Source organism: Shewanella basaltis (assembly GCF_023283885.1).
In the GTDB taxonomy this organism is placed as follows: Bacteria; Pseudomonadota; Gammaproteobacteria; order Enterobacterales; family Shewanellaceae; genus Shewanella; species Shewanella basaltis.
The window spans coordinates 1-16,594 of sequence record NZ_JAKILA010000025.1 but is presented as its reverse complement, the minus strand read 5'-3'; the positions used below and the strand labels follow the sequence as shown (position 1 = coordinate 16,594).

General features: G+C 40.2%; 11 protein-coding genes and 3 tRNA genes. 8 read left to right on the top strand and 6 right to left on the bottom strand.

Annotated elements, in window-relative coordinates:
- Window positions 1-49: 49 nt before the first annotated feature.
- Both L2703_RS16030 and L2703_RS16025 read right to left on the bottom strand, forming a co-directional pair.
- Entirely contained in the window at window positions 50-4,339 is a 4,290-nt protein-coding gene (locus tag L2703_RS16030) for an EAL domain-containing protein (protein WP_248972081.1), read from the bottom strand.
- 616 nt (window positions 4,340-4,955) lie between these two features.
- On the bottom strand, window positions 4,956-7,745 hold the full coding sequence (locus L2703_RS16025; RefSeq protein ID WP_248972080.1) for an insulinase family protein: 2,790 nt from the start codon (window positions 7,743-7,745) through the stop codon (window positions 4,956-4,958).
- Window positions 7,746-7,934: 189 nt separating this feature from the next.
- Here L2703_RS16025 and sixA point away from each other — a divergent pair, with 189 nt between their 5' ends.
- Window positions 7,935-8,408, top strand: a complete 474-nt coding sequence (gene sixA, locus L2703_RS16020; RefSeq protein ID WP_248972079.1) for a phosphohistidine phosphatase SixA — start codon at window positions 7,935-7,937, stop codon at window positions 8,406-8,408.
- Between the two features lie 593 nt (window positions 8,409-9,001).
- On the opposite strand, the gene smrB is transcribed toward sixA, so the two are convergent.
- Window positions 9,002-9,529, bottom strand: coding sequence for an endonuclease SmrB (gene smrB / locus L2703_RS16015; RefSeq protein WP_248972078.1), 528 nt, complete (start codon window positions 9,527-9,529; stop codon window positions 9,002-9,004).
- 79 nt (window positions 9,530-9,608) lie between these two features.
- Between smrB and prmB the strand changes: the two genes are divergently transcribed.
- From prmB to L2703_RS15980, 7 genes are all read left to right on the top strand, one after another.
- Window positions 9,609-10,553: a 50S ribosomal protein L3 N(5)-glutamine methyltransferase gene (gene prmB / locus L2703_RS16010; protein WP_248972077.1), complete on the top strand. Its 945-nt coding sequence runs from the start codon at window positions 9,609-9,611 to the stop codon at window positions 10,551-10,553.
- A 54-nt stretch (window positions 10,554-10,607) separates the two neighbouring features.
- Window positions 10,608-11,702, top strand: a complete 1,095-nt coding sequence (gene aroC, locus L2703_RS16005; RefSeq protein WP_248972076.1) for a chorismate synthase — start codon at window positions 10,608-10,610, stop codon at window positions 11,700-11,702.
- Entirely contained in the window at window positions 11,702-12,883 is a 1,182-nt protein-coding gene (locus L2703_RS16000) for an MFS transporter (protein WP_248972075.1), read from the top strand. The genes aroC and L2703_RS16000 overlap by 1 nt, the downstream gene beginning before the upstream one ends.
- A 27-nt stretch (window positions 12,884-12,910) precedes the next feature.
- Window positions 12,911-14,047, top strand: coding sequence for an ATP-NAD kinase family protein (locus L2703_RS15995; RefSeq protein ID WP_248972074.1), 1,137 nt, complete (start codon window positions 12,911-12,913; stop codon window positions 14,045-14,047).
- 3 nt (window positions 14,048-14,050) lie between these two features.
- On the top strand, window positions 14,051-14,329 hold the full coding sequence (locus L2703_RS15990) for a YfcL family protein (RefSeq protein WP_248972073.1): 279 nt from the start codon (window positions 14,051-14,053) through the stop codon (window positions 14,327-14,329).
- 23 nt (window positions 14,330-14,352) lie between these two features.
- The gene (locus L2703_RS15985; protein WP_248972072.1) at window positions 14,353-14,892 is read left to right on the top strand and encodes an RNA methyltransferase; all 540 of its coding nucleotides are present in this window, start codon (window positions 14,353-14,355) and stop codon (window positions 14,890-14,892) included.
- A 142-nt stretch (window positions 14,893-15,034) separates the two neighbouring features.
- Window positions 15,035-15,400, top strand: a complete 366-nt coding sequence (locus L2703_RS15980) for a rhodanese-like domain-containing protein (RefSeq protein WP_248972071.1) — start codon at window positions 15,035-15,037, stop codon at window positions 15,398-15,400.
- A 417-nt stretch (window positions 15,401-15,817) separates the two neighbouring features.
- On the opposite strand, the gene L2703_RS15975 is transcribed toward L2703_RS15980, so the two are convergent.
- From L2703_RS15975 to L2703_RS15965, 3 genes are all read right to left on the bottom strand, one after another.
- Window positions 15,818-15,912: transfer RNA gene (locus L2703_RS15975), tRNA-OTHER, on the bottom strand.
- Window positions 15,913-16,065: 153 nt separating this feature from the next.
- Window positions 16,066-16,141 (bottom strand) — tRNA-Met (locus tag L2703_RS15970).
- Between the two features lie 185 nt (window positions 16,142-16,326).
- A tRNA-Met gene (locus tag L2703_RS15965) sits at window positions 16,327-16,402 on the bottom strand.
- Window positions 16,403-16,594: the final 192 nt, after the last annotated feature.

The following is a 16,594-nucleotide window of genomic DNA, read 5'->3' as shown; positions in this document are numbered from 1 at the left end:
AACTGAGCTAAAATTTGCATTTACCATGCCAAATGTTAAAGAGAATGATTTATTTTTTTATTAGTGTCTGTTCTAGAGCATCATATTTGAGCTTGTCCGCGGTAAGCATTAGTTCAAATTCTGTTTCTTTTATTGGTTTGCTGTATATATAGCCTTGAATTTCTTCGCAATTTAACGCTTTTAGTATGTTAAGTTGAGCGGTTTGCTCAACCCCTTCACCAACGACAGACAAGCCCATGTTATGGGCAATAGTAATAATGGAGTCAACCATTTTAAGGTCGCGATCAGACTTATCGATATCATCAACAAAGGTCTTATCAATTTTTAAGCAATTAATTGGGAAGCGTTTTAAATAGGATAACGATGAATAACCCGTACCAAAATCATCAAGTGCTAAACTGACACCCATTTTAGCCAGTTGCTGCATTACCTTAATGGCTTGTTCTGGGTTTTTAATCACAGTGCCTTCAGTAATTTCGAGTTCTAAATGTTTTGCCGGCAGTTTAGTGAGTCGTAAAATTGACTCTATCCGTTGCTGCAAGTCTATGAGTGCAAACTGTTTAGACGATAAATTGACAGCCACACGTCCAGTAAATAATCCAGCCTCTAGCCACTTTTGCGCAGCAAAGCAGGCTTTGCGTAACACTACATCACCTATTTCGACAATCAGACCATTTTCTTCGGCAAGGGGGATAAACTCATTAGGCCCAATGATACCTAGTGTTGGGTGGTTTAAGCGTACCAGTGCTTCCATGCCAGTGAGGCGATCCTTTTTAACGTCAATTTTAGGTTGGTAGTAAACCTCAAATAAATCGTCTTTTAAGGCTTCCCTAATCAGATTTTCAATTTCTAATTGGCGCAAGGCATTTTGATTTAATGATTCTGAGTAAAATTGATAACGGTTACCACCTGCCGATTTTGCATGATACATGGCAATATCTGCCTTACGCAGTAAAGCCTGCTCATCTTGTTCATCTTCAGGGTATAACACAATACCAATACTGATCCCCAATACCAGCGATTCATTATTTAGGTTAAATGCAGGTTTTAAACAATTGATCACTTGTGTGGCGATAGCGGCACATGTGCCAATATCAGGATGCTGATCAACAAGCAGGGCAAATTCATCCCCTCCTAATCGATAAAGGCTTGCATGGGCTGGAATGGCCAGTTTTATTCGCTCTGCAACACCAATTAATAAGTCATCACCAATTTGATGTCCTAGTGAGTCATTAATACGTTTAAAATTGTCTAAATCCAATACCATAAGAGTATGGTGAATGTCTTTTTTAACCAAATTACTCAAGGTAACTTGTAAGCTTGAGCGATTTGGTAAGCCTGTTAATAAATCATTGTTGGTTAATTTTCTTAACTCTTCTTCTTGCTGTTTACGGCGGGTAATGTCTGAGAATACGCCAACATAATGGCTGGTTTCACCCTCTTCGTTATAAATGGCATCGATGGTGAGTTCCATTAAAAAGCTGTCGTTGGCCCCTTTACTGGCTTCTACTTCACCGCTCCAACGCCCTTGCTGTTTTAAAATCGATCGTATTTGTGCAGAAAAGCTTTCTGGGTAACGGTTAAAATTCAACGTTTGATTAAGGTAGTTTTCTCGCGTTGAGCCTGTTAATTCGCAACACGCTTCATTGACTTCAACGTACTGATATTTTTCATTAAGGATAAACATTCCTTCTGAAATATTCTCAATGGCCCGAGCAAACAAACGCAACTGTTCTTCAGCCTGCTTGATATTGTTGATGTCTTTTATGGTTCCCGTCATACGTAGAGGATGATCTTTTTGGTCTCGCTCTACAATTTTGGCTCTATCCAAAATCCAAACCCATTGCTTATTACGGGCTTTGACTCTGTAAGCTATTTCGAAGTGATCTGTTAGTGAATTGAAATGATCATTTAAGGCTTTAGTGACTCGTTGTCTATCAAGAGGATGGATGTTACTTTCTTCTTCTGGCGTGCCTGAACGTTGCCCGTCTTGCGGGAAATCTAACGAACCCCAAATATTAGAACGATAAATTTTACCGCTTTCAATATCCCAATCCCACATTTCATCGCCGCTTCCCCACAAGGATAGTTTTAAGCGTTCTTCGCTTTGAGCAATTTGTTTTTGTATTTGGCGGCGTTTATTAAAGGATCTAACAATAAGTAATATGATAATCAAGAAGAAAGTAGTATAAATACCTAAAGCCAAACTAGATAACCACCAGGGCGGTGTGATTATAATTTTAAGTTCCTTTATAGCTGTTTTATCTCCATTTAATTTATTTTCTGCGTAAATTTTTAAAGTGTATTCATCAGCAGATAGATTTGTGTAGGTTACACTGTTACTACCATTTGTAGACAACCAATTTTTTTCCAAATCTTCTAAATAATAAAAAAAGTCATAATCACTGTTTGGTTTTCCTAGCATATTGAATTTTATGGTAAAAGGATATTCTGAATATTTTAATGTTATCGAGTCTATACTGTTTAGGTTTTTTGGTAATTTTGAACTGCCAACTTTCACTGGTGAGTTAAATAAAAATAACTCGTCTAGGGAAAGAGTGCTTTCTTTGCTTGAGTTTATCTTAGAAATAATATTAATTGGATCAATGATGTTTATGCCTTGAGAACTACCTAGAAGTACTTGGTTTTTTACGACAGTTGCAGATTGGGAGTTATAGTCTTTAAAAGAGCCATTATTTGTAGTTAATATGTATGTTTTATTGGTTTTCGTATCAACGATTATTACTTCTCTATTTGACGCTGCAGTAATTGTGTTTCCTAAACTTGTAATTGAGTAAATTATTTTCTTTCTGTTTACAAGAGATGTTACTTTGCCATCTTTAAGGTAATTTAATCCATTTCTAGTTCCGAAATAAATTGTTCCATTATTTAGTGTGAGGTTAAATACAAAATCTTGGTTATAGATTTGTTTCAGATTATTCTCACTGTAAGAAAATAATCCACTCTGAGATGCAATCCATAATGTATTATCTACTAATAATGTATCGTATATTGGGTATCCTGTGTTTGTATTTAGCTCTTTTAGGATATGTCCATGTTTATCAAGGGTGTACACGTACCCATCAAAGGTTGAAACCAATATTTTACTTTTAAAAACTTTTATATTGAATATTATTTTGTTGATTATTTTTTTTGAATTTTTGTTATCAACTAAAAACAACCCTTCGCTAGAACCAATAAATTTTTTTCCTTCAACATTAGCTATAGATTTGGGGCCATGATGTAAATCAGATTTATCAATATTATTAATGTTGAAGCTTTCATTGTAGCTGTATATGTCGCTCTCATTATTTATTGATGTAATTTCATTTTCTTCATATGTGATTGACCAAATATTTTTATCACTGGTGTTTACTCTTTTTATATAATTATTTTGTTCTGAAACTTTAAAGAATCCATCAATGTAGTTAGATATATAAATGTCATTTCCTGATGAAATAAATACCTTGCTTAGTCTTTCCTTTTTTATATCAAGCACACCTATATTTGATACTTTTAAATCTCCACCGTTGGAATATATTTTGTAGAGATTGTTACCACCTATTCCGAATAAGTGTTTTTTGTGGTTGCTATTCACTTCAATGGTAGTTAATTTTACATTCGATATTTTTTTTATAGATTTTTTGAATGAAAAAATTCCGTCATTGCTGCCGATTAAAATTTCGCCATTTAAAAGTGACATTTCCATTGAGTTTTTAAATATTTTTTCTATGGTCTCACCATTTATTTTGAAGATATCTCCGTCATAATTTCTTATAAATAATTCTTGATTTAATTTTATTACGTTTTTAATTTCACCGACATCACTGTTTGTGTAGTTTTTGTTCTGTTTTTCATCTTTTTTATAAGAGATTAATGAATTATTTAATCCTACAAAAATTTCATCATTCTGTTTAGATAAAGACCATATTGCTTGATCCCCTATTTGAATAGAGATGTCACTTCTTTTAAATGATTCAGTATCTCGATCAAACTCGACTAAACCTTTATCTGTGCCAACTAGCAATATTCCACTATCATTTAATAGTAGATTTCTAATAAATGAACTAGGTAATGAGTTATCATCATTAGCGGCATAAAATTGCTTAAATTCGTTTCCGTCGAAACGATTAAGGCCATTGATGGTCCCAATCCAAATGTAACCTTCTTTATCTTCAATAATCGCAGTTACGGTGTCCTGAGATAAACCCTCAGTTATTCCATAATTTATGTGGTTAAGTAAAATATTGAAGGTCGATTTTTCATTATCCGTTTCTAATGCTGAAACAAACGGACTTATAAAAACACATACACAGAGTAATAGTAAAATTTTAGGCATAATTGTTATTTTTGTTCTCGCTCGATGCCGCAATGAAATAGAAGAATTGCCTACTTTTTCAGAAACCTGGGACTTTGTCAAAACCATGTTAATAAAAAAAATGTGATTGGCAGATTATTGAGCAACTTTTCTAATAGAAAGGTCAAATAGCTATCTTTTTATCAATGGCTTAGCTCATACTAAAGTTTTATACCGTATTGTGGTTAATAAAAGTTATTTACTCACTTTACATTTTGAACTTCTCAAAATTTTGGTACTTGTTAGTGTTGGGCAACCCACGGCTGATTTTGTTTTATTGTAAGGGGTTGTTGATCTTTCAAGGTTGTTTTTATCGCTAATTGTTGGCCACTTCTCATATTCAACTGCGCGGCAGAGATGTTGAGGTGCCGTTATTCAACATAAAAAGTCGATAACGCAGTAAAAATGACCAACAAACGCTACCTGAAAGGTTTGGCTAACAACGTGTGACTCCTTGTTGAATGATGCTTTGCGAATGAAAGAGCTGCTTAGATGACTAGGCATCAATCCATTCGCTTCGATTGAACCGCTTTTAACTTGAATAAAATTTAGCCCAATAAGATCAGCAGGCGCTAAACAGTTGGCTTAGCAGTTTGGATTAAAATTGAAACTTATCAGCTTGCTCTTTAAATGTTTTTAAGTTGACAATCATGTTATCAGAGCGAAGGCTAGCCTGACTGTGATGTTGTTCACCACAACTGAATAGCACCAGGCGATCACAGTCTTTACTGCGCATGTGGGCGACCATAAATTTAATTAAGTCTGCTCGAGTTAACTTCATCACTTCTGCAACAACGGTTTCTCGTTGGTTAAATTGATAATCTCGGTTGCCTAAACTGACCCAGTACCGCTGGCTGCGGGTTTTTAAGTTGGTATCGTTTTCCATTATTTGGCTGATCATGCCTTGTTTGGTGCTTTCCCACTGTTCGTTGGTAATTTGCATCACGGCATAATTAAAGTCTGCGATAAATTCATCTATGGCTTCTAATAGTTGCCTAGGGCCCGTTGTAGGGGATTGTACATAAAAGATAATCCCAGGGTGTCGATTTAGCGGTAAGTAACCTGTTCCCACCATATAGCCCAGTTGTTGCTTAGTGCGTAACTCGTGAAAAAATGTCGAAGACATGGTGTGATTGAGTAAGCTAAATAGTGCCATTTGTTCTGGCGTTGCTGCTCGTGATTGATAGTAAACAATGATGGCACTGTCTTGATGCGTTATTGTTTTTTCGCGTAGCAACGAGCCTCTTTTGTCCAAATTGACTAATTCTCTGGAAGACTCTGCACTGGGTTTGGTGACTAAAGACAGCAAATGTTGCAGCCGTTTGCCTAAGTTTTGGGTTTCTTGTTCTAACCAATCGCCATAGACTAGCCCCTCAAGATAGACTTTTTTGTAGAATGCACTGACATGATTGTGCAGATCTTCTAAGGTCAGCGCAGCTAATTCTTCCGCCATTCTGGCTGGTTCAAAACTTCTCTTTTGCAATGTTACGGTAAGACTCGTAAATAATTGCGATATCGGTTTCGCCTGGGCGACATTACTCCAACTGCGCAGAATTTGTTTTTTGATCATGTTAAAGCGTTGCTCGGTAAAGTTACGTTCGCGTGCTTTGTTAATAATCAAGGTGAGTAGTTTTTCTTGGTTACCTGTAAACCCTGTAAGGTGTAAGGTTATACCGCCCTGGTGTGGGTAAATATTGTAATTAAGTCCAGCTACTTCTGCTTGGTATGTGGGTTCGGTTAAATAGTCGATGAGCATTTCAACGTAAAGGCGTGTTAATGCTGCTTGTCTTGGGGTCGAGCTAGCTTGATCAGAATCGAGTGATAAATATAAATGTCCTTTAGGTACGTTAAATTCATCATCCTTTTTGTGCCATATCCGGTATCCGTGGCCTTCCGCAACAATTTTAGGGACAGTAGAGTGACTTTTGTCTGCACGAGCCTGAGGGTTTGCCACAATAAACGGGTTTTTTTCAGGAAGTTTTAATGCGGGCCTTGTGATTACACGGGCCCATTTTTTTAGTTGTTCAGTGGGTATTGAACTGACTTTGTAAGGGGTGTCATACCATGCGGCTTGTCTTTCTACTTGCGACTCTTTGGCTACGGTCATTAATCGCATATTATCGGCCGACATTAATGATAAAAGCTCCTGAGTTTCATGCTTTAGCATTTCGTCCATGCGGTAGTCACCGTAGATAATATCTTCGATGTCGTAATGATGCATGTTAATGCTCAGGTGACTGGCTAAATCCAGGGTTTTGATTTGCTCCTGGAATCGAAATGCGGTGTCTAACAAGCTAGCCCGTTCTTGGTAGCGCCATGCATCTAAGCCATGCTGTTTAATTAGCTCGATATATTCAAATACGCAAGTCACCACTTCTTCTAACTCATTAAAGCCTTTGTCAGTGAGTTGGATACTGATTGAGTAATCTTTAAAGTTGTAACCATTAACACCACCACCAGCGGATAAATTATTGGCTAACCCCTGTATCTTTAAATATGACAATAAACTGCCTGGACTTTCATTGCCTAACAGGTGACTGATAAAGGTAAGCGGTTTGCGTTTATAAAATTGATCTATTGCGGGTAGGGCAAAGCAAATACTGACTCTTTTTTGATCTTTTAAGGGCACAATTTGAATGTGTTTTTGTTGTTGCTCTTTTGCCAACAAAGGTTGTGCCGGATAGTGTTTACTTACATTTCTATTTTGAATCCCTGAAAAGTATTGATTAACAATTTGTTCCAGTTCAGCGATTGGGCGAGGGGCAACCACACACAACGTCATGATATTGGCGCTGTAATGCTGCTGGTAAAACGCCAATAATTCATCACGAATGTCTGCTTGTTTACCCGCTAACGTGGCCAAATTTCCTACTGAAAACTTTGAAAAAGGATGCTTTGGATTTACGGTTTCTTTTTGTACTTGATAAACTCGGCGAATGTCGTCTTTGAGCTTTAAACTAAACTCTGATTCAATGGCTTGTCTCTCGCGGTCGACTAAGTCCAAATCAAATTTAGGTGCGATAAAAAATTGGCTAAAGCGGTCTAACGAGCCTTCTAATGCATCTGCATTAATGCTGTAAAAAAAGTTGGTGTGCTCTGTGCCTGTCCATGCATTGTTATTGCCGCCATGTTGGTTAATGTATGCATGATATTCGCCCGAATCAGGGTATTTTTCGGTTCCTAAAAATAGCATGTGTTCAAGAAAATGGGCCATGCCGGGTCTTTCAACAGGATCGTCAAAATGACCAACACCAACAGCCATAGACGCTGCAGCTTGGTTAGATTGCATATCTTCAACCAATAGCACTCTCAGTTGATTGCTTAATACTCGGTATTGATATTGGCGATGATCATTTTGACTTTTATAAACTGTTGGATAATGAGACAAAAGCAGGCTCCAGAAAACATAACTTGTTATATATTGATCTTCTTATGGGTTTTTAGCAAATAACCAAGGTATGTTTTATGCTTTTATCGACTAAAGTTTAGCGAAATAACAACAAGTGTAGGGTTTGTTGTTACGCTATTTAGCGCTACAATTGGTTTAGAACGATAATAAAAACACCCAGAGAGAAGTATGCAGCTATTTTTGATGCGACATGGCGAAGCAAGTTTTGATGCTCCGTCAGACAGAGAGCGTAAGTTAACAGAAATTGGCCGTGTTCATAGCGGATATATGGCCAATTGGTTGGTTAAAAATATTAGTCAATTTGATTTAGTTATTGTGAGCCCTTATTTACGTGCGCAGCAAACATGGCAAGAGGTCAGTAAACATTTAGTTGAGCCACGAAAGTTTGTGGTGCTTGATGATGTCACGCCTTCTGGGGATGCAAAAAGAGCTGTGGATGTTGTCCTCGCGTATGCCGAACAATACAAAGCCGACCGTGTGTTAGTCATTGCTCACATGCCTATTTTAGGCTTTATGGTCAGTGAGCTAGTGGCTGGTATTGAACCGCCTTTATTTGCCACATCGGCCATCGCGCAAATTGATAAACATATGGAACAATGCAGCTTTGTTGCAATGACAGCGCCACATCAAATAGTGTCCTAATGATGTAACCTTGGTATGTCAATCACAATATGGGCATACCAATTTACATTAATAAACCCCACCTAGAATGCTCCAGTGTTTTTTGATTAATACTATTGCGTATTAATCAACCTCAGCTCTGCATAACAAACGCCTTTCAAGCAGTCCTTTGCCTTCCTCACTGCGTTGAATTAACTTGCAATAGGCTAGCTATTGACGCGTTAATTCGCCTTGTTAGCAAAACAAATCACAAGCTTGACAGTGGATTTTAGTCAATCTATTGATTTATATCGTTATCAATACATCTCTTATCCAGAGTTGAGGTTAATCACTGATCGCAGAATGTTCCCAGCCGTTTTTGATTAAGGCGTCGCTATGTGGCCATGGTTCATTTCTTTCATGGCGACAGCGCCATTGCCATTTGTTTAACATGAGTGTTAAACGGCTTGCATCATGTATGACCTCGAGAAAACCATCATCTATACACTCATGTACTTTTTCGCCCTTTTACACTTTTGAAGAGTGTCACTGACGCGTGCAAAATGCTAAAAGTAATCGCTTACTTTGCTTTGTCGTCTTAGCAATTAATCGGACCGTTCAGATTGATGGTGAGGTTACCGACGATGAGGTTGCTCACCAATATCAATGAGTACTAATAACGCCGCGTCGCCGCCCCATTCTTTAGGTGCTTGATGAAATGCTTTAACCTTAGGGTGTTGTGCTAGCCATAGGGGGAGTTGCTGCTTTAAAATACCTGTACCGTAACCGTGCATCACACAGCAACAAATACTGCTTTGTTTTACACATGCTTGGATAAGCGCTGCTAATTCAAGCTTTGCTTCTGACTGCCTTAAGCCGTGTAAGTCGAGTAGTAAATCGGGTGAATAGTCACCACGTCTCAAACGTTTAAGCTCAAGCTTGTCTGCATTGTCATTTATCCAACGCATAGGGCCGTCTACCGGCAGCAGCGGTTGATAGGTATCCGAAAAATAGCTATCAACGTGGATTTGACGCTCTTTAAATTCGAATTGTTGTTTGGGTTTGACGGGCTGTTTAAAATGATGAGTATCTTGCTTAAGCGGTTTGATACCGTCTATCAGTTGGCTAAACAGCGACGTGTCTGAGTAATTTTCGTCTTTCATGACGGTATTGTATTGAATTCTAGGTCATCTTAATAGACATCAGTTACAATAGTGCAGAACAATTTTTTAGGAGTGTGTTTTGGATAAGATCTTTGTAGATGAAGCGGTCACTGAGTTACGTACTATAGGTGATATGTTGCGCTGGGCGGTTAGCCGTTTTAATGATGCCAATATTTATTATGGTCACGGTACTGATAATGCTTGGGACGAAGCCATTGCATTGGTTTTTCATGCTTTACACTTACCTGAAGAAATCGGTCAGCAAGTTATTTTAAGCAATTTGACCAGCAGCGAAAAACATAAAATTGTTGAGTTAATTATTCGGCGCGTACGTGAACGTTTACCTGTACCGTACTTAACTAATAAAGCGCGTTTTGCCGGGCTTGAGTTTTATGTTGATGAGCGTGTGTTAGTGCCGCGCTCACCGATTGCTGAAATGATTAACAATCAGTTTAGTCCTTGGTTATATAATAAGCATGTGCACCGTATTATGGATTTATGTACAGGCAGCGCGTGTATTGCCATTGCCTGTGCTCATGCATTTGAAGATGCAGAAGTGGATGCACTTGATATCAGTGAAGATGCACTAGATGTTGCACAAATTAACATTGAGTCACTTGATGTGATGGACCGTGTTTTCCCTATCCAGTCTGATTTATTCTCGGCGATTCCTAAAGGGCCGCATTACGATTTAATCGTTTCAAACCCGCCATATGTGGACGCAGAAGACATTGGTGACATGCCAGATGAGTATCACCACGAGCCAGCCATTGGCTTAGCATCGGGCCGCGATGGTTTAGATTTAACCAAACGCATTTTAGCCAATGCCGCTGATTACTTAACCGAAAACGGAGTGTTAGTCGTTGAAGTGGGTAATTCAATGGTGCATTTAATGGAGCAATTCCCTGATGTGCCGTTCACCTGGGTTGATTTTGAATTTGGCGGTGACGGTGTGTTTGTATTAACCCGTGATCAGCTAGTTGAAAATGAATCACTTTTCTCTGTATACAAAGATGCTGAATAATAGCGTAAGGTATTTTGCAGTAGATAGCATATAACATAGAGGTAGTTAACGCGCATGTCGGGAAACAGTATTGGTCAAAACTTTGTAGTCACCACCTTTGGTGAGAGCCATGGTGTTGCTTTGGGTTGTATTATTGATGGTTGCCCACCGGGGCTCGAATTAACCGTTGAAGATATGCAACATGATTTAGACAGACGACGTCCAGGTACCTCGCGTTATACTACTGCACGGCGTGAAGCCGATGAAGTGAAAATTTTATCAGGTGTGTTTGAGGGTAAAACCACAGGCACTTCTATTGGTTTGTTGATTGAAAATACCGACCAACGTAGCCAAGATTATTCCGACATTAAAGACACCTTTCGTCCAGGCCATGCTGATTATACTTATCAGCAAAAGTATGGCATGCGCGATTATCGTGGTGGTGGACGCTCATCTGCGCGCGAAACCGCAATGCGTGTGGCGGCGGGCGCCGTGGCTAAAAAATACCTTAAGCAAGTGCATGGTATTGAGATTTATGGCTACCTTGCTCAGCTCGGCCCTATTACTGCTGACACTGTTGATTTAACTCAAATCGAACAAAATGCGTTTTTTTTCCCTGATGCGACTAAGTTAGACGCATTAGATGAGTACATGCGCGATTTACGTAAATCGGGTGACTCAATTGGCGCCAAAATTACCGTGGCAGCTACTGGCGTACCAGTGGGTTTAGGTGAGCCAGTATTTGATCGTTTAGATGCTGATATTGCTCATGCGCTTATGGGCATTAATGCCGTTAAAGGTGTCGAGATAGGTGATGGCTTTGGTGTGGTGACTCAAAAAGGCTCTGAAGGTCGCGACTTAATGTCACCAGAGGGGTTTGCCTCTAATCATGCTGGTGGTGTATTAGGCGGTATTTCATCAGGCCAGCCTGTTGTGGCTCATATTGCATTAAAGCCAACATCCAGTATCAGTGTACCGGGTCAAAGCATGACAGTGCAGGGTGATACGGTTGATATGATCACCAAGGGTCGACACGATCCTTGTGTCGGTATTCGTGCCGTACCTATTGCTGAAGCCATGTTAGCAATTGTATTAATGGATCATCTATTAAGACACCGCGCGCAAAACCAAGATGTTGTTCGTCAAACTCCTGTGATTGGTATGCGTTAATGCCCTCAAGTCATCGCGCTGAACCAGATTTACGCTGGCTCGGCGCTTGTTATTTCTTTTTCTTTTCTATTCTCGGCATTATGGTCCCCTATTTAGGGGTCTTTTTTGATAGTCGAGGCTTCAATGCGCAAGAGATTGGATTTTTACTGGCCATTTTAATGGCCACGCGCATTGTTGCACCCAATATTTGGGCGGCCGTGGCCGACCGAACTGGGATGCGTGCCGAATTGATTAAGCTTGGCTCGTTCGCTGCCGCAATGACGTACATCAGTTTTTTCTTCGACGGCAGCTTTTTATACCTTGCGATTAGTTTGGCCATCTACACCTTTTTTTGGAACTCAATTCTGGCGCAATTAGAAGTGATTACCTTAGAAACCTTAGGTGACAAAGCTGAGCGTTATGGTGCTATCCGCAGTTGGGGCAGTGTTGGCTATATTGTGTTAGTGATAAGTGGTGGTTTAGCCATAGATTATTGGGGCCCTGAAGTGCTGCCATATATGGGCATGATATTGTTTCTTGGCTTATTTGCCTGTTCATTACCGTTACCGGCTAACCGCAGTGTGGTGGTTAATCGTGCAGACAGGCCTAAATTAACGTTCGACGCATCGCTTATTTGGTTTATGTTATCGGCGATGTTGCTGCAGATGAGTGTCGGGCCTTTTTATGGTTTCTTCGTACTCTACTTAAAGCAGTTTGGTTATTCTGAAACCGTTGCCGGTATACTGGTTGCTCTTGGCGTATTTGCCGAAATTATTATTTTCTTTTATTCATCTCGGTTGATCCGCCGGTATGGTATTCGCGTGTTGCTGGTGGTGAGTATGTTACTGACAGCTGTTCGGTGGCTGTTGTTGGCTTTTGGTGTAGAGTCTCTTTTGTTGCTGATCCTAAGTCAAATCCTTCATGCCTTTACCTTTGGCTTAGTGCACGCCGCGTCGATTCATTTTATTCATCGGCATTTTAATGTTAGCCATCGCAGTACAGGGCAGGCGTTATACGCCAGTGTGAGTTTTGGTGTGGGTGGTGCTCTTGGTACATGGATAAGCGGCATGATTTGGGGCGATGGCAGCCAAACCATGTGGGTATGGGTCTTTGCTGCTAGCTGCGCGTTTTTATCGATGATTGCGGTAATGCTGATCCCCAATATTAATGGTGAAACCACCGCTAATGCAGTACAAGAGTAACATCTAGAAAAGTCGTAAGGAGTTATTGTGAAACGTTTTCGCTTAGGGATAATCATCAACCCATTGGCTGGATTAGGCGGTAGTGTTGGGTTAAAAGGTTCTGATGGCGTGGCGTTAGAAGCCATTGCTAAAGGTGCAACCCCTAAAGCTCAGATGCGCATGCAACAGGCCTTAGCGGTGATATTACCTTTTTCTGACAATCTCGACATCATTACTGCATCGGGCGACATGGGGGCAAACTTATGCCGCAAAATGGGCTTTACTACCACTGAAGTTTATTGCAGCGATAGCACCACCTCCTCGGATGATACCCAACACGCTGCGTCTTGCTTACTCGACCAACAAGTAGACTTACTGCTGTTTGCCGGCGGAGATGGCACAGCGCGTGATATTTATGCTGTGGTTGACGATAGATTGCCCGTATTAGGTGTGCCAGCTGGGGTTAAAATTCACTCTGGTGTTTACGGCATTACGCCACATGCTGCTGGTCTGGTGGTGAGTATGTTACTGCAAGGTGAGCTTGTGAGCTTAATGTCGGCCGATGTGATGGACATTGATGAAGTGGCGTTTAGGCAAGGCAGCGTTAGAGCTAAACGGTTTGGTGAAATGCTCGTTCCTGCAGAGCCAAGGTATGTTCAAGCCGTTAAAATGGGCGGCAAAGAAGTAGATGAATTGGTGTTAGCCGACATCGCGGCTGATGTGATTGAATCGATGGAAGATGAGTTATTCATTATGGGCTCTGGCAGTACCGTTGCCGCCGTGATGGAAGATTTGGGGGTAGACAATACCTTACTCGGTGTTGATGTGATTCAAGACAAAATGTTAATTGCGCAAGATGTCAGTGCCAATCAGTTACTTGAATTAACCCACAATATACCCGCAGACCAGGTTAAGCTAGTGATTACTCTCATTGGTGGGCAAGGGCACATATTGGGGCGGGGCAATCAACAATTGTCGCCCGAGCTGATAAAACGCATCCCAAAAGACAATATTTTAATCTTAGCGACAAAAACTAAGCTTAAAGCACTTGAAGGCAGGCCATTAATTGTGGATAGTGGCGACCCTGAATTAGACAAAGCACTCACTGGCTATTACAAAATAGTCACTGGCTACCATGATTACGTGATGTATCAAGTAGCCAACCCAGATTTGGTGGAGAACTAAACCATGTTAGAACAGTACGATGCAGCATTAGAGTCTTGGATTGAAGAAAGCGTAAATAACAGTGATGATGATGCATTGTTTGCTTGTGGTTACTTACAAGGTCATGTTGCTGTTGTGTTAGCCGAACTAGAAGTCGAAGCTGAGCAAGATTTAGCGGCACTCGATAAAAAACTATTAAACTGCTTAGCCTTAGCAGATAAAGAATTAAATGCACAAGACTACGCTCTTGTTGAAGCTGCCTGGCAGCAGCTGCGTCAACGTATCGTTGCTCAAGCCGCTTAAATGCCAAGCAGATAAAGAGTGTTATGGAAAATTCGTCTTCGCAAGTCACACTTGGTTTAGTTAACCCTAAAACACCGGTAAACGTTGGCGGCATTATGCGCGCAGCAGGCTGCTATCGTGTTGATGGCGTTTTTTATACCGGAAAACGTTACGAATTAGCGGCTAAGTCCGGTGATGCGCAATATGATATCGATACTAAAGACGCCGCCAAACGCATTCCGTTAGTCGGTGTCGAGTCCTTACTTGAAAGCGTGCCTCAAGGTGCAACAATCGTATGTGTTGACTTGGTGGTTGGCGCGACACCTTTGCCATTATTTACTCATCCCGACAATGCATTTTATATCTTCGGCCCAGAAGATGGCACGATCCCGCAGCAATTAATTGATGCCGCGACGGACGTTGTTTATGTGCCGACAGTAGGCTGCATGAACCTTGCCGCATCGGTGAATGTACTACTTTATGATCGCCTTGCTAAAATGACCCAAGTGAAAGCGGATGATGAGTTAATTAAGCAAAGCCGTGACAATAATAATCGAACTAAAGTGAAGCACTGGTTGAAGTAAGTGCGATTAAAACATATTTATTTGAATATGCCGGATGAGAAATCATCCGGCATTTTTTCAATTCAAGTTTATTATTAAATTGAATAAAAGCCTTAACTTAATATAGTTTACGCTAATGTCTTGTTATTTTAAGGAACTGCCAATGTCATTTTTCAGCCAGCTGTCCCAATGGCTACCATTTGGTGACGTGCCAGAAATGGACGTTAATACAGTTTTCCAACACCTTGAGAATAAAAATATTCAAGTTGTAGACGTGCGCTCCACACTAGAGTGGGACAAGTCACACATTAAAGGGGCGATTAACCTCCCTATTACACATTTTTCTGCTTATTTGGTTAAACAACTACAGCTTAATCCCGACCAACTCACTATTGTCATTTGTCTGTCTGCCCACCGAAGTATTCCAGCCGTTAGAAAACTACAGCAATTTGGATTTAAAGAGGTTTATCAACTGAAAGGTGGCATGTTGAGCTGGTGGAAAGCCAAACTGCCGACATTATCAACCTAATAGTCATTCTAAAAATGGGTTGTCAGTAGTTAATTGCTCCTGTTGTCGACGCGCTTTGTATGCATATACGATTATCAACGTTGGCTTGTAAAAAAGAGCTGTTTATAAAACGTAGACCTACGAGCTACCAACTGCTTGGTATTAGTTTGATTGTATTAGAGTTTTATACTTGATTTAGATATGGCGATTTAAGTGTATTTGATTTAGATATGGGGATTTAGGTGTATTTGAATTGTCAAAATGGTTGCGGGAGCAGGACTCGATAAAAAAGAAAAGCGACGACCTTCAGCTTTGGTTTATAAAAAAGAGCTGTTTATAAAAAGCTGAGCCCGACGAGCTACCAACTGCTTTGGTATTAGTCTGATAATATTGGAGTTTTATATTTGATTTGTATGTGGACTTTTTACATGAATAAAGTGGTTGCGGGAGCAGGACTTGATAAAAAGCGACGACCTTCGACGATTGTTTATGAAAAGCTGAGCCCGACGAGCTACCAACTGCTCCATCCCACGACTGATTTTGATTACGTTTATTTGAATTTTCTTAAAGTTTAAGAAAGTGGTTGCGGAGCAGGACTTGATAAAAAGCTACCAACTGCTTGGTATTAGTCTGATAATATTGGAGTTTTATTTTGATTTGTATGTTGACGTTTTACATCTAGAAAATGGTTGCGGGAGCAGGACTTGAACCTACGACCTTCGGGTTATGAGCCCGACGAGCTACCAACTGCTCCATCCCGCGACTGATTTTTATTACGTTTATCTTTATTCTTGTTAGACAAGAAAGTGGTTGCGGGAGCAGGACTTGATAAAAAGCGACGAACTTCGACTCTTGTTGATAAAAAGCTGAGCCCGACGAGCTATCAATTGTGTCATTCCGCGTCCGATAAACGCTGTCAATTATTTTAATTCTATTGACTAAAGAAGTGGTTGCGGGAGCAGGACTTGAACCTACGACCTTCGGGTTATGAGCCCGACGAGCTACCAACTGCTCCATCCCGCGTCCGATAAACGCTATCAATTATTTTAATTCTATTGACTAAAGAATTGGTTGCGGGAGCAGGACTTGATAAAAAGCGACGACCTTCGACTCTTGTTGATAAAAAGCTGAGCCCGACGAGCTATCAATTGTGTCATTCCGCGTCCGATAAACGCTGTCAATTATTTTAATTCTATTGACTAAAGAAGTGGTTGC

Excerpts from the sequence above, each read along its gene's own strand:
- L2703_RS16030 (WP_248972081.1), bottom strand. The coding sequence starts at position 4,339 with ATGCCTAAAATTTTACTATTACTCTGTGTATGTGTTTTTATAAGTCCG.
- sixA (WP_248972079.1), top strand. The coding sequence starts at position 7,935 with ATGCAGCTATTTTTGATGCGACATGGCGAAGCAAGTTTTGATGCTCCG.
- smrB (WP_248972078.1), bottom strand. The coding sequence starts at position 9,529 with ATGAAAGACGAAAATTACTCAGACACGTCGCTGTTTAGCCAACTGATA.
- aroC (WP_248972076.1), top strand. The coding sequence starts at position 10,608 with ATGTCGGGAAACAGTATTGGTCAAAACTTTGTAGTCACCACCTTTGGT.
- L2703_RS16000 (WP_248972075.1), top strand. The coding sequence starts at position 11,702 with ATGCCCTCAAGTCATCGCGCTGAACCAGATTTACGCTGGCTCGGCGCT.
- L2703_RS15990 (WP_248972073.1), top strand. The coding sequence starts at position 14,051 with ATGTTAGAACAGTACGATGCAGCATTAGAGTCTTGGATTGAAGAAAGC.
- L2703_RS15985 (WP_248972072.1), top strand. The coding sequence starts at position 14,353 with ATGGAAAATTCGTCTTCGCAAGTCACACTTGGTTTAGTTAACCCTAAA.
- L2703_RS15980 (WP_248972071.1), top strand. The coding sequence starts at position 15,035 with ATGTCATTTTTCAGCCAGCTGTCCCAATGGCTACCATTTGGTGACGTG.